At 64.1% G+C, this 23480-nt stretch carries 17 protein-coding genes; 10 read left to right on the forward strand and 7 right to left on the reverse strand.

The genetic code is table 11. The annotated features are described in order from the left end of the window. Nucleotides 1-5 precede the first annotated feature (5 nt). The 5 genes from KW825_RS04625 to KW825_RS04645 all read left to right on the forward strand — a co-directional run bounded on the left by KW825_RS04625 (nucleotide 6) and on the right by KW825_RS04645 (nucleotide 9125). Nucleotides 6-3131 carry an efflux RND transporter permease subunit gene (locus KW825_RS04625; protein ID WP_218328387.1) on the forward strand — a complete coding sequence of 1042 codons (3126 nt, stop codon included), beginning with the start codon at nucleotides 6-8 and terminating at the stop codon, nucleotides 3129-3131. 165 nt (nucleotides 3132-3296) lie between these two features. Next, complete coding sequence (locus KW825_RS04630) at nucleotides 3297-3749, forward strand: hypothetical protein (RefSeq protein ID WP_218328388.1); 453 nt, start codon at nucleotides 3297-3299, stop codon at nucleotides 3747-3749. Between the two features lie 288 nt (nucleotides 3750-4037). Beyond that, entirely contained in the window at nucleotides 4038-5528 is a 1491-nt protein-coding gene (locus KW825_RS04635; protein ID WP_218328389.1) for an efflux RND transporter periplasmic adaptor subunit, read from the forward strand. Between the two features lie 73 nt (nucleotides 5529-5601). Beyond that, the gene (locus tag KW825_RS04640; RefSeq protein ID WP_218328390.1) at nucleotides 5602-8721 is read left to right on the forward strand and encodes an efflux RND transporter permease subunit; all 3120 of its coding nucleotides are present in this window, start codon (nucleotides 5602-5604) and stop codon (nucleotides 8719-8721) included. A gap of 47 nt (nucleotides 8722-8768) precedes the next feature. After that, a complete protein-coding gene (locus KW825_RS04645; protein ID WP_218328391.1) occupies nucleotides 8769-9125 on the forward strand; it encodes a copper-binding protein in 357 nt (118 codons plus the stop codon). A gap of 69 nt (nucleotides 9126-9194) precedes the next feature. On the opposite strand, the gene KW825_RS04650 is transcribed toward KW825_RS04645, so the two are convergent. The 4 genes from KW825_RS04650 to KW825_RS04665 all read right to left on the reverse strand — a co-directional run bounded on the left by KW825_RS04650 (nucleotide 9195) and on the right by KW825_RS04665 (nucleotide 13042). After that, nucleotides 9195-10889 carry a pyridoxal-dependent decarboxylase gene (locus KW825_RS04650; RefSeq protein WP_218328392.1) on the reverse strand — a complete coding sequence of 565 codons (1695 nt, stop codon included), beginning with the start codon at nucleotides 10887-10889 and terminating at the stop codon, nucleotides 9195-9197. Between the two features lie 177 nt (nucleotides 10890-11066). After that, entirely contained in the window at nucleotides 11067-12083 is a 1017-nt protein-coding gene (locus tag KW825_RS04655) for a lipoate--protein ligase A (protein WP_218328393.1), read from the reverse strand. Nucleotides 12084-12182: 99 nt separating this feature from the next. Continuing rightward, entirely contained in the window at nucleotides 12183-12617 is a 435-nt protein-coding gene (locus tag KW825_RS04660; protein WP_218328394.1) for a YeeE/YedE family protein, read from the reverse strand. Nucleotides 12618-12628: 11 nt separating this feature from the next. Beyond that, entirely contained in the window at nucleotides 12629-13042 is a 414-nt protein-coding gene (locus KW825_RS04665) for a YeeE/YedE family protein (RefSeq protein WP_218328395.1), read from the reverse strand. A gap of 529 nt (nucleotides 13043-13571) precedes the next feature. Between KW825_RS04665 and KW825_RS04670 the strand changes: the two genes are divergently transcribed. Both KW825_RS04670 and KW825_RS04675 read left to right on the forward strand, forming a co-directional pair. Beyond that, complete coding sequence (locus KW825_RS04670; protein WP_218328396.1) at nucleotides 13572-13940, forward strand: hypothetical protein; 369 nt, start codon at nucleotides 13572-13574, stop codon at nucleotides 13938-13940. Between the two features lie 207 nt (nucleotides 13941-14147). Then, nucleotides 14148-14876 (forward strand): MgtC/SapB family protein, encoded by a 729-nt coding sequence (locus tag KW825_RS04675; RefSeq protein ID WP_033130404.1) that lies wholly within the window; start codon nucleotides 14148-14150, stop codon nucleotides 14874-14876. 90 nt (nucleotides 14877-14966) lie between these two features. Here the strand turns inward: KW825_RS04675 and dnaJ are convergent, their stop codons facing one another. The 3 genes from dnaJ to grpE form a co-directional block, all read right to left on the reverse strand. Then, nucleotides 14967-16109 (reverse strand): molecular chaperone DnaJ, encoded by a 1143-nt coding sequence (dnaJ, locus tag KW825_RS04680; protein WP_033130361.1) that lies wholly within the window; start codon nucleotides 16107-16109, stop codon nucleotides 14967-14969. 113 nt (nucleotides 16110-16222) lie between these two features. Then, nucleotides 16223-18139, reverse strand: coding sequence for a molecular chaperone DnaK (dnaK, locus tag KW825_RS04685; protein ID WP_033130360.1), 1917 nt, complete (start codon nucleotides 18137-18139; stop codon nucleotides 16223-16225). A gap of 299 nt (nucleotides 18140-18438) precedes the next feature. Then, nucleotides 18439-19014, reverse strand: coding sequence for a nucleotide exchange factor GrpE (gene grpE / locus KW825_RS04690; RefSeq protein ID WP_218328397.1), 576 nt, complete (start codon nucleotides 19012-19014; stop codon nucleotides 18439-18441). 488 nt (nucleotides 19015-19502) lie between these two features. On the opposite strand from grpE, the gene nadK reads away from it, so the two are divergent. The 3 genes from nadK to KW825_RS04705 all read left to right on the forward strand — a co-directional run bounded on the left by nadK (nucleotide 19503) and on the right by KW825_RS04705 (nucleotide 23276). Continuing rightward, a complete protein-coding gene (gene nadK, locus KW825_RS04695; RefSeq protein ID WP_033130358.1) occupies nucleotides 19503-20387 on the forward strand; it encodes an NAD(+) kinase in 885 nt (294 codons plus the stop codon). A gap of 100 nt (nucleotides 20388-20487) precedes the next feature. Next, nucleotides 20488-22152, forward strand: a complete 1665-nt coding sequence (gene recN / locus KW825_RS04700; RefSeq protein WP_218328398.1) for a DNA repair protein RecN — start codon at nucleotides 20488-20490, stop codon at nucleotides 22150-22152. A gap of 242 nt (nucleotides 22153-22394) precedes the next feature. Continuing rightward, the gene (locus KW825_RS04705) at nucleotides 22395-23276 is read left to right on the forward strand and encodes a DHHA2 domain-containing protein (protein WP_218328399.1); all 882 of its coding nucleotides are present in this window, start codon (nucleotides 22395-22397) and stop codon (nucleotides 23274-23276) included. Nucleotides 23277-23480 lie beyond the last annotated feature (204 nt).

Genomic DNA, 23480 nt, shown 5'->3' on the forward strand with positions numbered 1-23480 from the left:
TTCGTATGTTTTCCAAGTTCTTCATCGAACGCCCCATCTTCGCCAGCGTCATCTCCATCATCATAGTGCTGGGCGGGCTGGCGGCGATGCGAGCGCTCCCCATAGAGCAGTACCCGCAGATCACCCCGCCTGTGGTCTCGGTCACCGCCTTCTACCCGGGAGCCACCCCTGAGGTCATCTCCCAGACGGTCGCGGCCCCCCTCGAGCAGCAGATCAACGGGGTGGAGGACATGCTCTACATGCAGTCCGGCTCCGCCTCCAACGGTCAGATGAACCTCAACGTCTACTTCGAGATAGGCACGGATCCGGATCAGGCCACCATCAACGTCAACAACCGGGTCAGCGCGGCCATGGCCCAGCTGCCGGAAGAGGTGAAGAAGCAGGGGGTGACGGTCAAGAAGAAGTCGACCTCCATCCTGCAGGTGGTGACGCTGCAATCCCCAGGCGGCACCTTCGACACCACCTATCTGTCGAACTACGCCCTGCTCAACATCATCGATGAGCTCAAGCGCATCCCCGGGGTCGGCGACACCACCCTGTTCGGTGGCACCGACTACGCCATGCGCATCTGGCTGCGGCCGGACCGGCTGGCCCAGCTCGAGCTGACCCCGAGCGACGTGATCGGCGCCATCCGCGAGCAAAACACCCAGTTCGCGGCCGGCAAGATCGGCGCCCAGCCCACCACGGCCCCGGTCGACTTCACCTACACGGTGCAGACCAAGGGACGGCTCGAGGACGTGCGCGAGTTCCAGAACATCATCATCCGCTCCATGCCGGACGGCTCCAAGATCCGGGTGAAGGACGTGGCCAGGGTCGAGCTCGGCGGCAAGGACTACGACCTGCTGGCCAAGGCCAACGGCAAGCCCGCCATCGGCATCGCCACCTACCTGCAGCCGGGCGCCAACGCCGTGGCGGTCGCGGATCAGGTACATGCCACCATGGCGCGGCTCAAGGAGCGCTTCCCCCAGGACATCGAGTACCAGATCCCCTACGACACCACAGAGTTCGTGAAAATCTCCATCGAGGAGGTGGTCTACACCCTGTTCGAGGCGATAGTGCTGGTGTTCGTGGTGGTCTACCTGTTCCTGCAGAACCTGCGCGCCACCCTGATCCCCTGCATCGCGGTGCCGGTGTCGCTGATCGGCACCTTCGCCGGCATGCTGCTGCTGGGCTTCTCCATCAACCTGCTGACCCTGTTCGGCATGGTGCTCGCCATCGGCATAGTGGTGGATGACGCCATCGTGGTGCTGGAGAACGTCGAGCGGATCATGCAGGAGAAGAAGTGCTCGCCCAAGGAGGCCGCCATCCTCGCCATGCAGGAGGTGTCGGGCCCGGTGGTCGCCATCGTGCTGGTGCTGTGCGCCGTCTTCCTGCCGGTCGCCTTCATGGGCGGCATGACGGGGGTGATGTACAAGCAGTTCGCCATCACGGTGGCGGTGTCGGTGGCCATCTCCGGTCTGGTGGCGCTGACCCTGTCGCCGGCCCTGTGCGCCGTGCTGCTGAAGGAGGGCCATCACAAGCCGGCCCGCTTCTTCGTCTGGTTCAACAACGCCTTCGATGGCCTGACCCGCCGCTACGTGCGCGGGGTGGCCTTCCTCAACCGCCGGGTCGGGGTGGCGTTCACCATCATCGCGCTGATCCTGGTCTCCATCTACGGCCTGCTGCTGAAGGTGCCGGGGGAGCTGGTGCCGAACGAAGATCAGGGCTACCTGCTCTCCGCCATCATGTTGCCGGACGCGGCCGCCCTCACCCGCACCCAGGCGGTGGCGAACGACTTCGACCGCATGGCGATGGCCAACCCCAACATCAAGGATGTCATCACCTTCTCGGGCTTTGACATCCTCTCCAACGCCATCATCAGCAACAGCGGAATCAGCTTCATCACCCTCAAGGACTGGCGCGAGCGCCAGGGCGAGGGGCAGGACTCCTTCTCCCTGGCCAAGACCCTCCAGGGCATGAGCCTGATGGGGCTGGCGGATGGCTTCGTCGCCTCCTTCAACCCGCCTCCCATCACCGGCATGTCCACCACCGGCGGGCTGGAGGCCTACCTGCAGAACCGCAGCACCGGCGATGCCCAGGCCTTCTCGGCCGAGGTGCAGCGCTTCCTCGAGGCGGCGAAGGCGCGTCCCGAGTTCGCCAGCGTGACCAGCACCTACCGCGCCAACGTGCCCCAGGTCTACCTGGATCTCGACAGGGAGAAAGCCAAGGCGCTGGGGCTGCCCATCAACGCGGTGTTTGACACCATGCAGGCCACCTTCGGCCAGGTCTATGTCAACGACTTCAACCAGTTCGGCCGCACCTACCGGGTCCAGCTGCAGTCCGAGGCGGACTACCGCGCCAAGAAGAGCGACATCCGCAACGTCTATGTGCGCTCCAACAAGGGGGAGATGATCCCGCTCAGCAGCCTGGTGACGGTGCGTGACGCCACCGGCCCCGAGCTGGTCGAGCGCTTCAACATCTTCCAGGCGGCCAAGATCATGGCGCAGCCGGCGCCCGGCTACAGCTCGGGTCAGGCCATAGCCGCGCTGGAAGTCGTGGCAAACGACACCCTGGGCAACGACGCCAAGCTGGAGTGGACCGGCTCCGCCTACCAGGAGAAAGCCTCCGCAGGCAGCGCCGGCACCGCGTTCGGCTTCGGCATAGTGATGATCTTCCTCATCCTGGCCGCCCAGTACGAGCGCTGGAGCCTGCCATTTGCGGTGATCACCGCGGTGCCCTTCGCCCTGTTCGGCGCCCTGCTCGCCACCTGGGCGGTGGGGCTCACCAACAACGTCTACTTCCAGATAGGGCTGGTGACCCTGGTCGGCCTGGCCGCCAAGAACGCCATCCTGATCGTGGAGTTCGCGGTGATGAAACACGAGGAGGGAATGAGCCTGATCGAGTCGGCGCTGGAGGCGGCGCGACTGCGTTTTCGCCCCATCATCATGACCTCGCTCGCCTTCATCCTCGGCTGCGTGCCGCTGGTGACCTCGAGCGGCGCCGGTGCCGCCAGTCGTCATGCCCTCGGCTGGCCGGTGATCGGCGGCATGCTGGCGGCGACCTTCATCGCCACCTTCTTCATCCCGCTCTTCTTCCGCCTCATCATGAAGCGGTCGGAACGGGGAGCCCCGCTGCCCCCGCCCGAGTCCTGACCCAGAGCCCCCGCCGATGCGGGGGCTTTTTTGTCTGCCCCTTTTATCTGCCCCTCGCCATTTCCCCTTCCGGATCACCTATTTGCCGCTCCACTGCCGCCATACCTTGACCTTCTCCTTTAGGTAAGGTTTACATTTCACCTATCCGTCAGAGGGAAAGCATCCATGTTGTCATCGAGATTGCCCACAGAGCTCATCGCCCGGCTGTTGCTGGCGCTGGTGCTCGTCTGCAATCTCACGCTCTGCATCAGCTGGCATGGCGCGGCGACGGCAGAGATGGCCATGGCCACCGACACCCTGGTCATGACCGATGCCACCGAGATGTCGTCCGCCATGCAGGGACTGCCCTGCCACGATGCCGGCAACGGCATGGCCGGCGCCAGCATGAGCCAGGGAGACTGCCAGATGCACGGCGGCCTCACCTCCCCGGGTGCGGGTATCCCCCTGCTGGCGGCGCTGCTGACCCTGTTTGCCCTGCCCCTGTTGCTCATGCCCCGCCAGGGCGCCACCGCGTCCCTGCTGGATCAGTGGCTGCGGGATCCCTTACTGCGCCTGCGTGGCACCCATCCCCCCTCCTGGCCCAGACGGCATCTGATGCTCTCTGTGCTGCGCCATTAGCGCGATCTTCTCCCCCTGCAAGGTGTGGCCTGGCCCGACCTTGCACGCTGTGCCGTGCACCTGCTGATCCGTCGGCGGTGCTCCGTTTGCCGCCCCGTTCGTACGTTGTGAGAGGCAAGCCTGCCCAAGCGGGCACGCCTGTCCGGGTCTGAGAGACCCGCACTCCTACGACGACCCGGCGGCCCGACACGAGAGAAGATGTACCATGTCACCAGCCAACTTTGCCGCCTCCCCGGGCGCCCCCTCCTCCTGCACTTTCTGCATGCAGATCCGCGCCGGAGGCCTGCTATGAACAAGAGCTTGCTGATGTCCGCGCTGCTGCTCGCCCTCGGCGCCGGCGGCGGCTACTGGGCCGCCAGCCAGACCGCCGGCAGTGGGCCTGAGGCGAAGGCCCCGCTCTACTGGGTCAACCCCATGGATCCCCGCGATCGGCGCGACGCCCCCGCCAAGGACAACATGGGGATGGACTTCATTCCCGTCTATGAGGAGCAGAAGAGCGGCTCCCCCGGCACCGTCACCATCAGCCCCGAGATCCAGCAGAACCTGGGGGTGCGGCTGGCCAAGGTGGAGAAGCTGCCCATCCACCAGCAGATCGAGACGGTGGGCTACGTGGGCTACGACGAGGACAGGCTTACGGCCATCAACGCCCGCATGGCGGGCTGGATCCGCACTCTCGCCATCAAGAGCGAGGGGCAGAAGGTGGCCAAAGGCACCTTGCTCTACGAGATCTACGCGCCGGATCTGGTCAACGCCCAGCACGAATACCTGCTGGCGCTCAACACTGCCAACCCGCTGCTGCTGCGCGCCGCCGAGGGCAAGCTCAAGTCCCTGCAGGTACCGGCGGATCAGATAGCCTCCCTCAAGCGCAGCCGCCAGGTGAGCGAGACGGTGCGCATCTATGCCCCGAGCAGCGGCTATGTCTCCGATCTCAAGGTACGCGAGGGCCAGTACGTGGAGCCCGCCGCCGCCCTGTTCAACATCAGCACCCTGCAGCAGGTGTGGGTCAGCGCCGAGCTGTTCGAGCGCCAGGCCGGCCAGCTGAAGGTGGGCGACCCTGTCACCATGACCCTGGATTACGCCCCCGGCCGGCGCTGGCAGGGCAAGGTGGATTACCTCTACCCCACCCTGGACGCCGCCACCCGCACCCTCAAGGTGCGGCTGCGCTTCGACAACCCGGACGAGTTCCTCAAGCCCAACATGTTCGCCAAGGTGAGCATTCGCAGCGGCAAGGGCGAACCCCAGATGGTGGTACCGAGTCAGGCGGTGATCCGCACCGGCAGTCAGAACCGGCTGGTGCTGGCGCTGGGGGATGGCGGCTTCAAGTCGGTGGCGGTCACCCTGGGCGCCCAGTTCGGTGACAGGGTCGCCATCCTGGACGGGGTCGAGCCGGGGGACAACATCGTCAGCTCGGCCCAGTTCCTGCTCGACTCCGAATCCAGCATCGACTCCGACTTCCAGCGCATGACGGCGGTACGGCCGCAGCAGATCTGGACCCAGGGGGAGATCCAGACGCTGGATCTGGCGAGCCGCACCCTGACCGTCGCCCACCAGCCGATCCCCGAGTGGCAGTGGCCCGCCATGGAGATGGACTTCGCCGTGGCAGATGGCGTAGACATGAGCAAGCTCGTCCAGGGGCAGCGCCTGCACCTGCAGGTCGAGCAGCAGGGGGATGAGTACCGCATCGTCAACATCCATGTCGAGGATGCCCCTGCCAAGGATGAGATAAAGGGCATGGAAGGCATGGACCACAGCCAGCACCAGATGGGGGACAAGCCATGATCCCGTCCATCATCTGCCGCTTTGCCGGCAACCGAGTCCTGCTGCCTGCGCGCCAAGCGAGAGGAGTCAAGCCATGATCCCATCTGTCATCCGCTGGTCCGTCGGCAACCGCTTCCTGGTGTTGCTGCTCACCCTCATGCTCACCGCCTGGGGGCTCTGGTCGGTCAAGCAGACCCCGGTCGATGCCCTGCCGGACCTCTCCGACGTGCAGGTGATCATCAAGACTTCCTACCCGGGCCAGGCGCCCCAGGTGGTGGAGGATCAGGTCACCTACCCGCTCACCACCGCCATGCTGGCGGTGCCGGGCGCCACTACGGTGCGCGGCTACTCCTTCTTCGGCGACTCCTTCGTCTATGTGCTGTTTGACGACAGCACCGATCTCTACTGGGCCCGCGCCCGGGTGCTGGAGTACCTGAGCCAGGTGGCCCCCAGCCTGCCCGGTTCGGCGCAGCCCCAGCTCGGCCCCGACGCCACCGGGGTGGGCTGGGTCTACCAATACGCCCTGGTGGACAGGAGCGGCAAGCACGATCTGAGCGAGCTCACCTCCCTGCAGAACTGGTTCCTCAAGTACGAGCTGCAGACGGTGAACGGGGTCTCGGAGGTGGCGACCGTGGGCGGCATGGTGCGCCAGTACCAGGTACGGGTCGATCCCGACAAGCTGCGCGCCTACGGCATCCCGCTCTCCCTCATCCAGACCGCCATCGAGCAGGGCAACCAGGAAACCGGCGCCTCCGTCATCGAGATGGCGGAAGCCGAGTATATGGTGCGCTCCAACGGCTATCTGAAGAGCGTCGAAGATCTCAAGCAGATACCCCTCGGCACCCAGGTGCGGGGCGCCCCCCTGCTGCTGGGTGACGTGGCGGACGTAGTCACCGGCCCCCAGAGCCGACGCGGCGTCGCCGAGCTCAACGGCGAGGGCGAGGTGGTGGGCGGCATCATCGTCATGCGTTTCGGCGAGAACGCCCAGCGCACCATAGACGGGGTCAAGACGCGCCTGGCCGAGCTCAAGAGCAGCCTGCCGGAGGGGGTGGAGGTGGTCACCGTCTATGACCGCTCCGACCTCATCCAGCGCGCCATCGACAACCTCTCCGGCAAGCTCATCGAGGAGTTCGCGGTGGTGGTGCTGGTCTGCCTGGCCTTCCTGTTCCACCTGAGATCCTCGCTGGTGGTGGTCATCACCCTGCCCATCGCGATTCTGGTGGCCTTCATCGTCATGCACCTGCAGGGGATCAACGCCAACATCATGTCCCTTGGCGGCATCGCCATCGCCATCGGCGCCATGGTGGATGGCGCCATCGTGATGATAGAGAACGTCCACAAGCATATGGAGCGCACCGAACTCACCGACAAGAACCGCTGGCAGGTGATCGTCGAGGCGAGCATAGAGGTGGGGCCCGCCATCTTCTTCTCCCTGCTCATCATCACCATGAGCTTCCTGCCGGTATTCGCGCTGGAGGCGCAGGAGGGGCGTATGTTCCATCCCCTCGCCTACACCAAGACCTACGCCATGGCGGCGGCGGCCGGGCTCTCCATCACACTCGTTCCAGTAATGATGGGTTACTTCATTCGCGGCAAGGTGCTGGCGGAACAGGCCAACCCCCTCAACCGTGGCTTAAGTCAGGCTTATATCCCGCTGCTCAACGCCGTGCTGGCCCGCCCCAAGGCCACCTTGCTGCTGGCGCTGGCGGTGACCGTCATCGGCTTCTGGCCGCTCAGATATCTGGGGTCCGAGTTCATACCGCCGTTCGATGAGGGGGACATCATGTACATGCCCACCACCGCGGCCAACATCTCGGTGGGCAAGGCCAGGGAGATACTGCAACAGACCGACAAGCTGATCCGTACCGTGCCCGAGGTGCAGAACGTGTTCGGCAAGGCTGGGCGCGCCGACAGCGCCACCGACCCTGCCGATCTGGTGATGATGGAGACCAGCATCCAGCTTAAAGATCGCGACCAGTGGCGCCCCGGCATGACCCCGGAGAAGCTGAAGGAAGAGCTCGACTCCCTCATCCAGTTCCCCGGCCTCACCAACGCCTGGGTGCCCCCCATCAAGACCCGCATCGACATGCTGGCCACCGGCATCAAGACCCCGGTCGGCATCAAGATAGCCGGGCCGGACCTCAAGGTGATCCAGCGACTCGGCCAGCAGCTCGAGCAGATCGTCGGCAAGGTGGAGGGGGCGGCCTCGGTCTATGCCGAGCGGGTGGCCGGTGGCCGCTACGTCAAGGTGGACATAGACAGACTCAAGGCGGCCCGCTATGGCCTCAACATCGCCGACGTGCAGGCGGTGCTGGCCACAGCCGTCGGCGGCATGGACGTGGGTCAGACCATCGAAGGCCGCGAGCGCTATCCCATCAACCTGCGCTATCCCCAGAGCTACCGCGACTCGGTGGGGAGCCTGGAGCTGCTGCCGCTGGTGACCCCCAAGGGGGAGCGGATCGCCCTGGCGGACGTGGCCCGCGTCTACATCAGCGACGAGGCCCCCATGCTGCGCAGCGAGAACGCGCGCCTCAACGGCTGGGTCTACGTGGATATCCGCGAGCGGGACATCGGCTCCTTCGTGGCCGATGCCAAGGCCCAGGTGGACAAGCAGCTGGTGCTGCCGGCGGGCTACGCCCTCACCTGGTCCGGTCAGTACGAATACATGGAGCGGGCCAAGGCGCGCCTCGCCTACGTGGTGCCGCTCACCCTCGCCATCATAGTGCTGCTGCTCTATCTGGCGTTCCGCCGCATGCAGGAGGTGCTGCTGATCCTCACCACACTGCCGCTCGCCGTGGTCGGCGGTATCTGGACCGTCTGGCTGCTGGACTTCAACCTCTCGGTGGCGGTGGGGGTGGGCTTCATCGCCCTGGCCGGGGTGGCGGTGGAGACCGGCGTGCTGATGCTGGTCTACCTCAACCACGCCTGGGACGATCTGGTGGCCCGTGGCAAACCCGACTTGCGCGGCCTGCATCAGGCCGTCATCCAGGGCGCCGCCCTGCGCCTGCGCCCCAAGATGATGACGGTAGTCACCATCATCGCCGGCTTGCTGCCCATCATGTGGAGCCACGGCACCGGCTCCGAGGTGATGCAGCGCATCGCCGCGCCCATGATAGGCGGCATGGTGACGGCCCTGGTGCTGACCCTGCTGGTGCTGCCCGCAGCCTTCTATCTGTGGCGCCGCCGTGGCCTGGCGCCCGAGCAGGCCGACTGATCCAAATTTACAACCGATACAAATTCAACGACTTCAAGGAAAACACCATGAACTACAAGACGCTGACCCTGACCCTGCTGCTTGGCCTCGCCTCTCTCCAGGCCCAGGCCGAGATGACCATGAACCACGAGGGGCACGACATGTCCCAGATGGAGGGGATGGAGATGAAACCGACGGAGGAGATCGTGATGACCAAGGGGGTCATCAGCCGCATCGACGAGGCGAACCAGAAGGTCGGGATCAAACACGAGGCCATCGCCAACCTCAAGATGCCCGCCATGACCATGGTGTTCGTGCTGGCCGACCCGGCCCTGCTCAAGGGCCTGCAGGTGGGGGATGCGGTCGGCTTCCACGCCGAGAACCCGGCCGGCAAGCTGACCATCACCCGCTTGCAGAAGCAGTAAGCGGCGCACCGGACAAGAAAACGGCGGGCACTGGGCCCGCCGTTTCTTTATCTGCTCTCTCGGCCGGATTCAGCCGCAAATATGGTCGATGAAGGCGTCGATCTGCTCGCGGCCGCAGGCCGGGTTCATGAACACCGCCTTCTCGCCGGCGATGTAGGAGTACTTGCCGCGGGCGTCATAGTCCGAGCGCGCCACCGCCTCCACCCAGTTGGTGAACAGCCCCACCTTGCCGCGCCCCTTGAACAGGCTGCGGTGATAGTCGGTGTTGCGCGCCAGCCTCGCCTTGTAGGCCGCATCCGAGGTGCGCGCCAGCTCGAAGGCGAACTCGGCCTCCGGATCCTGCACCCACTCCGGGTTGTAGATCTTGAAGCCCACGCTCGGCCCCTGGTTCTCCTGGGCCACCAGCTTGACGTTGCCGAGCTGGCTCAGGCGGAAGCGGAAGTAGTTCGCATTCTGCAGGCAGTGCGCCAGCACGGTGCGATAGCCCTCGACCCCCATGTAGTTGAGCGCCGCATAGGCACCGAACAGCCCGCTCGCCCCCCGGGAGCATTCGATGGTGGACTGCAGGTGGGTCTGACCCTGGATGTCCCGCTCGAAGTAGGAGAAGTTCTCCGGATCGTTCTCCATCGCCTTGAGATCCTCTTGCTCCTTGATCATCACCAGGCTGGAGGTGTAGGGCACATAGCCCCACTTCTGGAAGTCGACGGTGAAGGAGTCGGCGTATTTCAGCTCGGCGAAGCGCGCCACGTTGCGCTCTATCCCCGCCAGGGTGGCGGCGTTGATGGCGAGCGGGTTGGCGCCAAAGTCGTAATCCAGGAAGAAGATCATCGACCAGCCGATGGCCGCATCCACGTGGATGTGGGGCTTGACCGCCACCTCGAACCGCTCGCACAGCCGATCCCGCAGCTCGACCACCGGCTTGACCTGATCCACCCCGAAGGTGTCGGTGGTGCCCATGGTGAGCATGATGGTGGGGACCACGTGTTTGAGGGCGAAGCAGGCGGTCAGGGTGCGCTCGAGATCCACCAGATCGATGTCGTTGTTCTCGCCGACCTGGATGCGGATGGTCTTGTGCTCTATGTCCACCCCCAGCAGGGAGAGGTTGGTGATATTGGAGTAGTGGCCGCCCTGGGAGTTGATGATGCGGTAATCCTGATAGTGGCCGAGCCCCTTGTGCTTGGCCTCGGGCAGGCTCTTGCGGATGCCGAGCAGGTAGCCGTAGAGGTTACAGAAGGTCCCCCCCTGGGTGAAGATACCGGTGGCGCGGGCCGGATCATAGCCCGCCAGCAGGGCTATCTGACGCACCACCTTCTTCTCCAGCTCCTCGGCCACCCCGGCATACTCTGAGTAGACCAGGTTGGGGTTGGCCAGGATGCCGAGCTGGGCGCCGTAGATGGCGGGATCCGCCGACATGGTGATGACGTTCTCGACGCTGGAGGGGTTCTCCCAGTCCTTGGAGAGGGCGCCGGCAAACAGCAGCTCGGCCATGGGCTCGCCCGGGGCACGCATGGCCTGGGGCACCGGCATGGTCTCGCACAGATCCGCAAGGCGGGCCCGACCATCGGGCCAGGCGTTCAGCCGCGCGTCCGGGGCCAGGCCACGGGCGCGAAACTCGTTGAGGGTGGCGAAACCGGGTTCGCGGAACACCGGCCAGAGCTCGGGATTGCGGGAGAAGTAGTGGGCTTTGACGGTGGCGAAACGACGTTCGAATGCGGGGGAGACGGCGTTGACGCCGTCATCTTTCAGATAAACCAGATCGCTCATTTTTAGACCATTAGTACTGCAAAGGTGCCCCGTTTATACCTCTGAGGCCGCGTTTGAGACAGCGACAATATCTAATGGCCTGCCCTACTTTTTATCATGGCAGCGGCGGGCCAAGGGCTGGCGGCGAACCGCCCCCGGCCGGCCCGATGCCGTTTCGTGATCCGGGTCATGCCCGCCTCAGCGCAGCGCCGCCACCAGCCAGGCATCGAGCTCCGCCAGCTCGCCCGCCTGGGCCGGAAACGCCAGCCCCAGCTGGCGCAACAGGGCCGCGACGGCCTCGGGTCGATAGGCAGTGCCCGGCAGCCGCTCGGCCAGCGCATCCAGCGGCGCCGGATCCAGGCTGTCGCTGAAGATCTGCACCCGGCCGATGAGCCCCTTCTCCACGTCGAAGTGCAGCTCGACCCCACCCCAGCCGAAGCGCTCATCCAGCTGGTGACTGAAGGCGGGTGCGTGGCCGAAGTTCCACTCCCAACTGCGCTGACGGGCGAAGGTCTCGGCGAAGCCGGGCAAGTCTGGCAGTCGCTCGGGGGAGATGTGTTCCGGGGCGACCCGGGCACCATGGTGCGCAAAGAAGGCATCCGTCAGCGCCTGGACGACCCGCTCATGATCGACGCCGGGCAGCAGCTCGCAGAGGTTGGCGACCCGGCTGCGCACCGAGGTGATCCCCTTGGCCGCCAGCTTCTTGGGATCCGGGTTCAGGTAGTTCGCAAGTCGGCTCAAGTCAGCGTCCAGCAGCAGGGTGCCGTGATGAAAACCGCGATCATGGGTCTCTCGATAGGCGGAGCCCGAGACCTTGCGATTCCCGTCCGGGGTCGCCACCAGCAGATCGTTGCGACCGGAGGCGAAGGCCTCCACCCCGAGCTGTTTCAGGGCTGACAATACGATGGCGGTGGAGAGGCTCTTGTCATAGCCGGGCTTGCCGGCCATGAAGGTGAAGCAGCTGTTGCCAAGGTCGTGAAACACGGCCCCGCCCCCGCTGCTGCGCCTGGCCAGGGTCACCCCATCCTCCTCCATGCGGCGGGTGTTGCACTCCTTCCAGGGGTTCTGGGCGCGGCCGATCACCACGGTATTGGCGTTGCGCCACAGGAACAGCACCCGCTGGGCGGGATCCATCTGGCGGAAGATGCACTCCTCCACCGCCAGGTTGAACAGGGGATCGTGAGAATCTGAGATAAGCAGGCGCAGAGGGTGCATGGGCAAGCCTTGTCAAAACAACGGGGCTCCGATGTTACCACCTTCAGCCCTGTGAGGGAGCCGTCTCGCCTGCCGGCGGCGCGAGCGGCCCGGGTGACATCAGGGCTGGTTGCGTTGCTGCAGCCAGGGCAGCGTTCGATCGATGAGCAGGACGCCGGCCACCATGGCGGCCACGAACAGCCCTATCATGGGCTGGCCGCTGACGAGCAGGCTCAACGCCGGGCCCGGGCAGATCCCGGCCATGCCCCAGCCGATGCCAAACAGCGCCGAGCCACCGAGGAGACGCGCATCCAGCACGGGGGCAGGCAAGAGGCAGATGGCCTCACCCAACAGACTGTGGCTGCGGGGTTTGACCAGCAGGAAGTAGCCGGGCATGAACACCAGCAGGGCCCCGCCCATCACGAACGCCAGGCTCGGATCCCAGGCCCCCGCCACGTCGAGAAAGCCCAGGATCCTGGCCGGATCCACCATGCCGGAGAGAGCGAGGCCGAGCCCGAACAGCAGGCCGGACAACAGACTGATCAGCAGTTTCATCCCGTAGCTCCTTACAGCAGATGGTGGCTGACGAACACGGTGAGCGCACCGGTGGCCATGAAGGTGAGGGTGGCGGCGAGGGAGCGACGGGACAGCCTCCCCACCCCGCAGATACCGTGACCGCTGGTGCAGCCATTGCCGAGGCGGGTGCCCATCCCGACCAGCAGCCCGGCCAGCAGCACCAGCGGCCAGGCCGGCAGCGTCGCGAAGCTCGGCATGGGGACCCACGCCAGGCGAAACGCCAGCAGCGCCCCGCCGCCCAGCCCCAGCAGGAACAACCAGCGCCAGGCATCCGTCTGCTGCAGGGCGCCGGCCAGGATGCCACTGATGCCGGCCACCTTGGCATTGAACAGCAACAACATCAGGGCGGCGGATCCGATCAACATGCCGCCCCCCAGGGCAAACAGCCATTGGCTCTCAAACATAGGCACTCCTGGTAACGGGCTCAGCCTGCTGGCAGGCGGGCCCCGTGGCTTGACCCGCCCACAGCGCCGACGGGATGATACATAAATTAGAGACTGCTAATGTTTGCCATTCTACGATCCGAGAAAACATTAGCAACCGCTAATTTATAGCCGCTGCCGGCGGCAGGCGCACCCTGCCGTGGTGGCGTCGCCCTTGAGGGTGCCGGGCCGGTGAACTTGTTTCCGAATGTTGCCGCGTTAGGAGAGGGCTTTACCTCGGCGCCGTGGATGGGTACCATCTGGCCGTCCATCAAACAGCGGAGACCATCAGTGGGCAATTCATCAAGTGACAGTTGTAGGCCGACCCTGATCGTCGGCACCCAGGTCGCGAGATAGCCGCAGCGTTGCCTCTGCCGCCCTCTCGCAAACCTGCGAGAAGCGGAAATCCACTCCCCTCTTCTCTCTTTTTACACTTGACGTCAGGTGAGCCCCTGTCCATGTCGGCGGCCACCTTGCCTGCATAGTTTCTGCTTCCCACAAGGAGGCTGCTATGCGCTTTGTTTCAACCCTATTGACCTCAACCCAGACCCGTCCCCTGCTGAGCAGGCTGGGCCTGTTGCCACGCTGGCCGCGCGGCAAGCAGCGCCAGCACCACTACCGGCTGCAGATCCGTTGTCAGGATCGCGCCGACATGGAGCTGGTGCTGGGCATGGTGGCCCACAGCCTGCAACCGGCCGGGCTGCACCCCATGCAGTCGCTGCGGCCGGGCCGCGGCGATGGCCGGGAGCTGGTGCTCAACCTGAGCTGCACCCCGTCCCAGCGCCGTTACCTGGTGCAGTTCGTCCATCAGGTCGGGGTCGCTCACCCCGTTCGTTGGGAGCTGCACCCACGGCGAGGTGACGAGCCCCGGCTCAATTAAATGAAAAAGGGGCCAACCCGGTTGGCCCCGTTCAATCACACTTTAGTGCCCGCCCGCCGACGGTCTGAGAACGCGGGCCGGCTCGGCCTGTGCGCCCGCTTTCCATCATCATGATGGCCTTCACCGCTCAGACGCCATCTATCGGGGCATCCGACGGATGTCTCATCTTCTATGCCGAAGGCCATCTGCAACCAGAAGGAGTACGCCATGAGAATGTGGCAACAACTAGACATGATTTCCCTGCTCGACACCCTGGCCAGCCTGCTGCTGGCCTTCGTGCTGGGCAGCCTGGTCGGGCTGGAGCGCCAGTACCGCCAGCGCACCGCCGGCCTGCGCACCAACGTGCTGGTCGCCGTGGGGGCGGCCCTGTTCGTCAGCCTGGCCCAGCGCATCTATGACCTGCACGGCGGCAACTACAACGTGGTCCATGTGGTGGCCTACATCGTCTCCGGCATCGGCTTCCTCGGTGCCGGCGTCATCATGCGCGAGTCCGGCAACATTCGCGGCATCAACACCGCCGCCACCCTGTGGGGCGTGGCCGCGGTCGGAGCCGCCTGCGGTGCCGGGCTGGCCATGGAGGCTGTGCTTGGCGCCCTGTTCGTGCTGGCCGCCAACACCCTGCTGCGGCCACTGGTCAATCAGATCAATCGCCGGCCGGTGGACAACACCGACACCGAGGTGACCTATCGCGTCACCGCCCTCATCCGGCGCGAGCACCAGAAGGAGGTGCTGCCCTGGCTGGAGAAGATGCTGGATCAGGCCAACTACCCCCTGAGCGAGCTGGATATCGAACCCTTCGGGGAGCAGGATCTGGAGATCTCGGCGGTGCTGCTGGCCACCTCCATCGACGGCGTCGAGCTGGATGCCCTGATGCAGACCCTGGGGCAGCACCCCTGCATCCGGCAGATCTTCTGGCGTACCAGCATCACGGATTGATAGCTGGGAGCGAGTCAGGGGTACCGGGGGGCGCCCCGCAGGCAAAAAGAAAGCCGGCACAGAGGCCGGCTTGCATCACGCTTGCGGTGATTACTTGGTCAGATCATCGAAGAAGCGTTTCACCCCTTCGAAGAAGCCTTCCGATTTTGGCTTGTGGGTCTTGGCGGCGGCACCGCTGAACGACTCGTCCAGCTGACGCAGCAGCTCTCGCTGGGTCTCGGTCAGCTTGACCGGGGTCTCGATCACCACCTTGCACATCAGATCGCCGACCTGGCCGGAGCGCACGGACTTGACGCCCTTTCCGCGCAGACGGAACAGCTTGCCGGTCTGGGTTTCCGCCGTGACCTTGAGCTTGACCCGACCATCCAGGGTCGGCACCTCGATCTCGCCGCCGAGCGCCGCTGTGGTGAAGCTGATGGGCACTTCGCAGTAGAGATCGTTGCCGTCACGCACGAAGATCTCGTGCTCCTTGACGTGTACCTGTACGTACAGATCCCCTGCCGAGGCCCCCGCTTCCCCCGCTTCCCCTTCACCGGAGAGACGGATGCGGTCACCGGTATCGACCCCGGCCGGGATCTTGACCGACAGGGTCTTGGTCTTCTGGTAGCGGCCTTCACCATGACACTTGCGGCACGGATCCTTGATGATCTTGCCACGACCGTGGCAGTGCGGGCAGGCCTGCTGCACCGCGAAGAAGCCCTGGCGCATCTGCACCTGACCCGCACCGTGGCAGGTCGGACAGGTATGGGCCTGGCTGCCGGTGTGGGCACCCGAGCCGTTACAGACCTCGCAATGGACCTGAGTCGGTATCTTGATCTCCTTGGAGACCCCGCGTACCGCCTCTTCCAGGGTCAGCTCCATGTTGTAGCGCAGGTCGGAGCCACGGGCCGGGCCACGACGGCCACCGCCACTGCGGCCACCGAAGATGTCACCAAAGATATCGCCGAATGCATCACCGAAGTCCGCACCGCCGCCAAAGCCGCCGTGACCACCGCCACCCTGGCTCTGATCCACCCCGGCATGACCGTACTGGTCATAGCGGGCGCGCAGGTTCTCGTCGGTCAGCACCTCGTAGGCTTCCTTGACCTCTTTGAACTTCTCTTCGGATGCGGCATCACCCTGGTTGCGATCCGGGTGATACTTCATCGCCAGACGCTTGTACGCCTTCTTGATCTCGCGCTCGTCGGCACCTTTCGATACCCCGAGCACTTCATAGAAATCGCGCTTCGACATACTCATCCTGTTGCTACTTAAACAGTTATGCAGACGGGCGTTGGTCACCCAACGCCCGCAAATTCAGTGACTAAGCCAATGGGCAGAGCGAACTCTGCCCAGCTGGGTATGGCTTATTTCTTGTCGTCTTTCACTTCTTCGAACTCGGCGTCGACCACGTCGTCTTCGGCCTTGGCAGAAGAAGTCTGACCGGCATCGGCGCCAGCGCCCTGTGACTGCTGCTGGGCAAGCTCCATCAGCTTCTGGGACGCTTCCAGCAAAGCCTGTTGCTTGGCTTCGATGGCCGCCTTGTCGTCACCCTTGATGACGGCTTCCAGCTCGCTCAGTGCGGTCTCGATCTTGGTCTTCTCGTCGGCGGGCAGGGCGTCACCGGCTTCGGTGATCTGCTTGCGGACCGAGTGGACCAGACCGTCAGCCTGGTTGCGGGTCTGCACCAGCTCTTCGAACTTCTTGTCTTCGGCCGCGTTGGCTTCCGCCTCGCGTACCATGCGTTCGATCTCCTCGTCGGACAGACCGGAAGAAGCCTGGATGGTGATCTTCTGCTCCTTGTTGGTCTCCTTGTCCTTGGCGGAGACGTGCAGGATGCCGTTGGCATCGATATCGAAGGTCACTTCGATCTGCGGCAGACCGCGCTGTGCCGGACGGATGCCTTCCAGGTTGAACTGGCCCAGAGACTTGTTGTCGCTGGCGCGCTTGCGCTCACCCTGCAGCACGTGAATGGTCACGGCAGACTGGTTGTCTTCGGCAGTGGAGAACACCTGGGACTTCTTGGTCGGAATGGTGGTGTTCTTCTCGATCAGCGCCGTCATCACGCTACCCATGGTTTCGATACCCAGGGAGAGCGGAGTGACGTCCAGCAGCAGCACGTCGGTCTTCTCACCGGACAGCACGGCACCCTGGATGGCAGCACCCATGGCCACGGCTTCGTCCGGGTTGACGTCTTTGCGCGGCTCTTTGCCGAAGAAGTCAGCCACGGTCTTCTGCACCAGCGGCATACGGGTCTGACCACCCACCAGGATGACGTCGTCGATCTCGCCAACTGCCAGACCGGAGTCTTTCAGGGCGACACGGACCGGCTCCAGGGAGTCTTTCACCATGTCTTCCACCAGGGATTCCAGCTTGGCGCGGGTCACCTTGATGTTCATGTGCTTGGGACCGGTGGCATCTGCGGTGATGTACGGCAGGTTCACGTCGGTCTGCTGCGCGGAAGAGAGCTCGATCTTGGCTTTCTCGGCGGCATCTTTCAGACGCTGCAGAGCCAGCTGGTCGTTGCGCAGGTCGATGCCCTGCTCACGCTTGAACTCGTCAACCAGATAGTTGATGACACGGTTGTCGAAGTCTTCACCACCCAGGTGGGTGTTACCGTTGGTCGCCAGTACTTCGAAGGTGGTTTCCCCTTCGACTTCGTCGATCTCGATGATGGAGATGTCGAAGGTACCGCCACCCAGGTCATACACGGCAACCTTGCGCTCACCCTTGACCTTGTTCACGCCGTAGGCGAAGGCCGCAGCGGTCGGTTCGTTGATGATGCGCTTGACGTCCAGACCGGCGATGCGACCGGCATCCTTGGTGGCCTGACGCTGGGCGTCGTTGAAGTAGGCCGGTACTGTGATGACGGCTTCGGTCACCGGCTCGCCCAGGTAATCCTCGGCAGTCTTCTTCATCTTCTTCAGCACTTCGGCAGAGATCTGCGGCGGTGCCATTTTCTTGCCTTTGACTTCTACCCAGGCGTCACCGTTATCGGCCTTGGCGATGGCGTACGGCATGATCTTCAGATCGCGCTGCACTTCTTCATCCTCGAAACGACGGCCGATCAGACGCTTGATTGCAAACAGCGTGTTCTTCGGGTTGGTGATGGCCTGACGCTTAGCCGGCTGACCAACCAGGATTTCGCCGTCATCGGCATAGGCAATGATGGACGGAGTAGTACGGTCGCCTTCCGCGTTCTCGATCACGCGAGCATGGTCGCCATCCAGAATAGCAACACAGGAGTTGGTAGTACCCAGGTCAATACCGATGATTTTACCCATTTGACGAATCTCCAAATACTTTGAATAAACTGGCGAGGTGCTCGCCTTAATACGTTAACGGCTAGGTGGGGGCTGCCACTGTGGCTTTCAAGCTCCCGACATCAAATTCTTGCCACTGTGCAGTGCAATAGTCTGTGCCGCCGTGGCCTTGCCACCTATATGGGGCCGCGATGTTGAGCTTCAAGCCCTGCGCATAAAAAACCGTACCAACTTGTCGGTCAGCGGCCACATTTTCACCCACTCGCCGCGGATCCCAATAAAAAGCCCGCCGAGCGGCGGGCTCAATGGGGGGATGCGTCTCAGGCAGGGGCCCTGGAGACCATCACCATGGCCGGACGAATGACCCGACCGTTGAGCTCGTAGCCCTTCTGCATCACGGCGATGACGGTGTTGGGTGCCAGCTCGGCATTCTCGATCATGCTGATGGCCTGATGGGCATTGGGGTCGAACGGCTGGTTCAGGGGATCCAGCGCGACCAGACCGAACTTGCCCACCGAGCTCTGCATGGACTTGAGCGTCAGCTCAACCCCTTCGATCATCGGCTTGAGGGCTTCGTCTTCTTTGTCTGCCAGCTCGATGGCCCGCTCCAGGTTGTCCAGCACCGGCAACAGTTCCCCGGCAAACTTCTCCAGCGCGAACTTGTGAGCCTTCTCCACGTCCTGGGCGACGCGGCGACGCAGGTTTTCCATCTCGGCGGCGGCGCGAATGGCGCGCTCGCGCTCGTCGGCAGCGGCCTGCTGGGCAGCTTCCAGCTGGGCTTCCAGCTCGGCAATGCGGGCCTGTTCGGCTGTCACTTCACTGTCTACATCGGTCGGCTCGACTGGCTGGACTTCCACTTGCTCCATCGCTTCAACCTTTTGTTCTTCGTGGTTCATGACATCTCCAATATTCAGGGTTACTTGTTAGGGTCTGTTGACGTTTAGGCGCAAGCCGCGTTGCTGCAACAAATGACGTCAGGCTAGGCGCGAAACGCTGGCAATGGTTGTTCCCTTGGCAAGTTCCGCAACAACGCATGACCTCATTTGCGGCGCAACCCGCAGGGACGGGTCAGTTTTTGCGTGTAACGTCGTTACTCGACGGCTCATTTGGATGACCAAACTTCGCGTCTCGCGCCTAGCTCCGCGCAAAAACTGACTCCGTCGCGGTCGCGACGAAACATCAACAGACCCTATGTTGGCGCTATTATGGGGACGTCGCCCCGGCTTTCAAGGGGAAAAGGGCCCTCTCATGGCCAATGAAGTGAGCCAACCGGCATTTTTGCCGCTTTTCCGGGCCGGATCCGCCCGCCAGGCATGGCAGCAGACAAATCCCCACCAAAGCGCGGTATACTCCCCTCAATACTCAGCCCCAGACCCGATAACCTATGGATTCTCCGTTCAAAACCATCGCCCTGATCGGCAAACCCCATCATGAAGGTGCCAACCAGACCCTCAGCGGCCTCTATCAATACCTGAGCAGCCGCGGCTTCCGGGTGCTGCTCGAGAGCCGGGTCGCCCACACCCTGGGCGTGCTCTGCGATGACGTGATGGATCTGGTGCAGCTCGGGGAACAGGCGGATCTCGCCATCGTCGTCGGCGGCGACGGCAACATGCTGGGGGCCGCGCGGGTGCTGTCACGCTTCGATGTGGCGGTGATCGGGGTGAACCGGGGCAACCTCGGCTTTCTGACGGATCTCTCGCCCCAGGATTATCTGCCGCCGCTGGAGCAGGTGCTCTCCGGCCACTTCAAGAGCGAGCATCGCTTCCTGCTGGAGGCCGCCGTCTATCGCCACGGTGAGCGCAAGTCCAGCAACCTGGCGGTGAACGAGGCGGTGCTGCACCCGGGCAAGATAGCCCACATGATCGAGTTCGAGGTCTATATCGATGGCAGCTTCATGTACAGCCAGCGCTCGGACGGCATCATAGTCGCCACCCCCACCGGCTCGACCGCCTATTCCCTGTCGGCGGGGGGCGCCATCCTCACCCCCAAGCTCAATGCCATCACGCTGGTGCCCATGTTCCCGCACACCCTGAGCAGCCGCCCCATAGTGCTGGATGCGGACAGCGAGGTGCGCCTGCTGGTCTCCCCCGACAATCAGGATGACGCCATGCAGGTGAGCTGCGACGGCCAGGTGACCCTGGCGGTGCACCCGGGTGACGAGATCCTCATCAAGAAGAGCAGCCACAAGCTGCATCTGGTCCACCCCCTCGATTACAGCTACTTCCACGTGCTGCGCAACAAGCTCGGCTGGGGCAGCAAGCTGTTTTAAGCCGGTCAGACAGCCTGTGTGAGGCCGACACTTTACTGTATGGAAAACCAGTATATACTGGATGCATACACAGTAATGTTGGCCCATACAGGATGAGACCATGCTGACCCAGCTGACCGTCAACAACTTCGCTATCGTCAAGTTTCTCGAACTCGATCTGCAATCCGGCATGACCTGCATCACGGGTGAGACCGGCGCAGGCAAATCCATTGCCATCGATGCGCTCGGCCTCTGCCTCGGCGAGCGGGCCGAGGCCAGCATGGTGCGACCGGGCAGCGACAAGGCCGAGGTCAGCGCGCGTTTCCTGCTAGATGGCAACCCGGCCGCCCGCGCCTGGCTCACCGCCAACGAGCTGGAAAACGAGGGGGAGTGCATAGTGCGGCGGGTGCTCTCCGCCGAGGGGCGCTCCCGCAGCTACATCAACGGGGTGCCCGTTCCCCTGGTGCAGCTGCGCAGCCTTGGTCAGTTGCTGGTCAACGTCCACGGCCAGCACGCCCACCAGATGCTGCTCAAGCCCGATTATCAACTTGCCCTGCTGGATGGGTACGCCAGCCACCATCTGCTGCTGGACGAGGTGCGCCAGCACTACCAGCAGTGGCGCCAGCTGCAAAACGAGCTCAACCGCCTCAAGGCCGAGCAGCAGCAGCGGGAGGCTCGCCGCCAGCTGATCGAATACCAGGTGCAGGAGCTGGATGAATTCGCCCTGCAACCGGGGGAGTTTGAAACCATCGAGGAGGAGCATCAGCGGCTCGCCAACGGCACCGAGCTGATGCAGGAGTGCGGCCAATGCCTCGATCTGCTCTATGACAACGAGGAGACCACCATCGCCGGCCTGCTGCAGGTGGCGGTGGACAGGGCCGAGACCCTGGTCGCCATGGATGGTCGTCTCGGCAACGTGCTGGGGATGCTCAACGAGGCCCTGATCGGGGTGCAGGAGAGTCACAGCGAGCTGCGCAGCTACCTCGATCTGCTGGAGCTGGATCCCGAGCGCTTCAACGAGCTGGAGGCCCGCCTCTCCAAGGCCATCAATCTGGCCCGCAAACACCATGTCAAACCGGCTGAGCTGGCCCTGCATCACCAGGATCTCGCCAGCGATCTCGCCCGCCTCAACTCGGATGAGGAGCGCCTCGAAGGTATGGAAGACGAGCTGGCCCAGGCCCGCCAGGCCTTCGTGCAGGCGGCAGAGGTGCTCAGCCAGAGCCGCCAGCGCTATGCCGAGGAGCTCGGCGCCAAGGTGACCAGCAGCATGCACGAGCTGGCCATGCCAGATGGCCGCTTCATCATAGAGGTGCGGGCGGATGCCCAGAGCAGCCTCTCCCCCCTCGGCATCGATCGGGTGGAATTTATGGTCACCACCAACCCGGGGCAACCGATCCAGCCCCTTGGCAAGGTCGCCTCCGGCGGGGAGCTGTCGCGCATCAGCCTCGCCATAGTGGTGATCAGCGCCCGCAAGGTGTCGACACCGACCCTCATCTTCGATGAGGTGGATGTGGGGATCAGCGGCCCGACCGCGGCCGTGGTCGGCCGTCTGCTGCGCCAGCTCGGCGAGTCCACCCAGGTGATGGTGGTCACCCACCTGCCGCAGGTGGCCGGCAAGGGGCACCAGCACATGGTGGTCAGCAAGCATACCGATGGCAAGACCACAGAGACCCAGATGCGGGCCCTCAACCCGGGCGCCCGTCTCAACGAGCTGGCCCGCCTGCTGGGGGGGGATCAGATCACCGACAATACCCTGGCCAACGCGCGCGAGCTGCTCGCATCCTGAGCTTGGGCCGGCAAGGGGGGATACCTCCTTGCCGGCCGCTTGGCCGCGCCTTGCCTGCCAGCGAGCCAGCTGACGCCCCCACCTGGCTGTCACCGGGCTCTGCCTGCGCCCCTTTGTCCCGGCCGGGGCTGACCAGGATTGCCCCCGCGGCCCCCACGCAGTAGAGTTGAACCGACTCGGGCCCAAGGCCCTCTCTCTCATGGCCCGGCACCGCGGCCACCACCCCACATCAGGAACACCCCATGCTTCATGTCTTTGGCCACAAAAATCCCGACAGCGACAGCATCTGCACCGCGTTGGTCACCGCCGACTGGCTCAATGGCCAGGGCCGCCCCGCCCAGGCCTTCGCCTTGGGCAGCCCCATCGCCGAGACCCGCTTCATCCTGGAGACGGCGGGGGTCGAGGCTCCGCCCGTGCTGACGGGCAGCGTGGCCGACAAGCCGGTCTTTCTGGTGGATTTCAGCGAACTGGAGCAGGGGCCGGAAGGTCTGGCCGACGCTGACGTGCAGGGCCTCATCGACCACCACCGCATCGGCACCCTGATCACCCGTGGCCCGCTCGATGCCTGGATCAGGGCGGTCGGTTGCAGCGCCACAGTGCTGCTTGAGCTGATGGGCTATGACAAGCTGTCCCGCGCCCAGGCCCGCCTGCTGCTGGGCGCCATCGTCAGCGACACCTTCAACTTCACCTCCCCCACCACCACGGAGCAGGACAGGGTCGCGGTCGACCGGCTGCTCCCCATCGCCGGGCTGGCGCTTGCCCCCTTCGCCCAGACCCTGCTGGAGCGCCGCACCCAGCTGGGCGACGCGCCACTCAGCGAGTTGCTCACCGCCGACGAGAAGGCCTATCAGATCGCGGGTCACTCCCTGATGGTCAGCCAGATCTGTGTGATGAACCCGGCCGAGATCCTGGCCCGGCAGGATGAGCTGCAACAGGCGATGCAGGAGAGGCTGGCACGAGACAAGCTGGATGCCTACGTGCTGATGCTGACCGATCTGGCCAAGGGGGACAGCCAGCTCCATTTCGCCAGCGCCGGTATCTTGCCGGGCGAACCCGTCCACCTTGCCGGCGCCGTCAGCCGCAAGAAGGAAGGACTGCCCTGGCTCGCCAGACACTTCGCCTGAGCGCCGAGCCCCCCATACCCCCCTCATCACTGCCCTAGCCCCTATGCCAGCCCGCATGGGGGCGACCCAATCCAGCATCGAGTCCGTTCGCGATCCCCCTCACAATCCCCTTCATTTTCCATTCAACTCAATTTGTTATGATGTGTTAAGCGAGCCGATGCGCGGCGACGCACAATGGTTCGCTCGATGTGACATCTCGCGGGA

Source organism: Aeromonas sp. sif2433 (assembly GCF_019218705.1).
Lineage (GTDB): Bacteria > Pseudomonadota > Gammaproteobacteria > Enterobacterales > Aeromonadaceae > Aeromonas > Aeromonas encheleia.

What these genes read in the sequence shown, in the direction of transcription:
- dnaJ (WP_033130361.1), bottom strand. Translation starts at nt 16,109, where the DNA reads ATGTCGAAGCGCGATTTCTATGAAGTGCTCGGGGTATCGAAAGGTGCC.
- KW825_RS04705 (WP_218328399.1), top strand. Translation starts at nt 22,395, where the DNA reads ATGCTTCATGTCTTTGGCCACAAAAATCCCGACAGCGACAGCATCTGC.
- KW825_RS04660 (WP_218328394.1), bottom strand. Translation starts at nt 12,617, where the DNA reads ATGAAACTGCTGATCAGTCTGTTGTCCGGCCTGCTGTTCGGGCTCGGC.
- KW825_RS04675 (WP_033130404.1), top strand. Translation starts at nt 14,148, where the DNA reads ATGAGAATGTGGCAACAACTAGACATGATTTCCCTGCTCGACACCCTG.
- KW825_RS04630 (WP_218328388.1), top strand. Translation starts at nt 3,297, where the DNA reads ATGTTGTCATCGAGATTGCCCACAGAGCTCATCGCCCGGCTGTTGCTG.
- dnaK (WP_033130360.1), bottom strand. Translation starts at nt 18,139, where the DNA reads ATGGGTAAAATCATCGGTATTGACCTGGGTACTACCAACTCCTGTGTT.
- recN (WP_218328398.1), top strand. Translation starts at nt 20,488, where the DNA reads ATGCTGACCCAGCTGACCGTCAACAACTTCGCTATCGTCAAGTTTCTC.
- KW825_RS04665 (WP_218328395.1), bottom strand. Translation starts at nt 13,042, where the DNA reads ATGTTTGAGAGCCAATGGCTGTTTGCCCTGGGGGGCGGCATGTTGATC.
- KW825_RS04650 (WP_218328392.1), bottom strand. Translation starts at nt 10,889, where the DNA reads ATGAGCGATCTGGTTTATCTGAAAGATGACGGCGTCAACGCCGTCTCC.
- KW825_RS04640 (WP_218328390.1), top strand. Translation starts at nt 5,602, where the DNA reads ATGATCCCATCTGTCATCCGCTGGTCCGTCGGCAACCGCTTCCTGGTG.
- KW825_RS04670 (WP_218328396.1), top strand. Translation starts at nt 13,572, where the DNA reads ATGCGCTTTGTTTCAACCCTATTGACCTCAACCCAGACCCGTCCCCTG.
- KW825_RS04645 (WP_218328391.1), top strand. Translation starts at nt 8,769, where the DNA reads ATGAACTACAAGACGCTGACCCTGACCCTGCTGCTTGGCCTCGCCTCT.
- KW825_RS04635 (WP_218328389.1), top strand. Translation starts at nt 4,038, where the DNA reads ATGAACAAGAGCTTGCTGATGTCCGCGCTGCTGCTCGCCCTCGGCGCC.
- grpE (WP_218328397.1), bottom strand. Translation starts at nt 19,014, where the DNA reads ATGAACCACGAAGAACAAAAGGTTGAAGCGATGGAGCAAGTGGAAGTC.
- nadK (WP_033130358.1), top strand. Translation starts at nt 19,503, where the DNA reads ATGGATTCTCCGTTCAAAACCATCGCCCTGATCGGCAAACCCCATCAT.
- KW825_RS04625 (WP_218328387.1), top strand. Translation starts at nt 6, where the DNA reads ATGTTTTCCAAGTTCTTCATCGAACGCCCCATCTTCGCCAGCGTCATC.
- KW825_RS04655 (WP_218328393.1), bottom strand. Translation starts at nt 12,083, where the DNA reads ATGCACCCTCTGCGCCTGCTTATCTCAGATTCTCACGATCCCCTGTTC.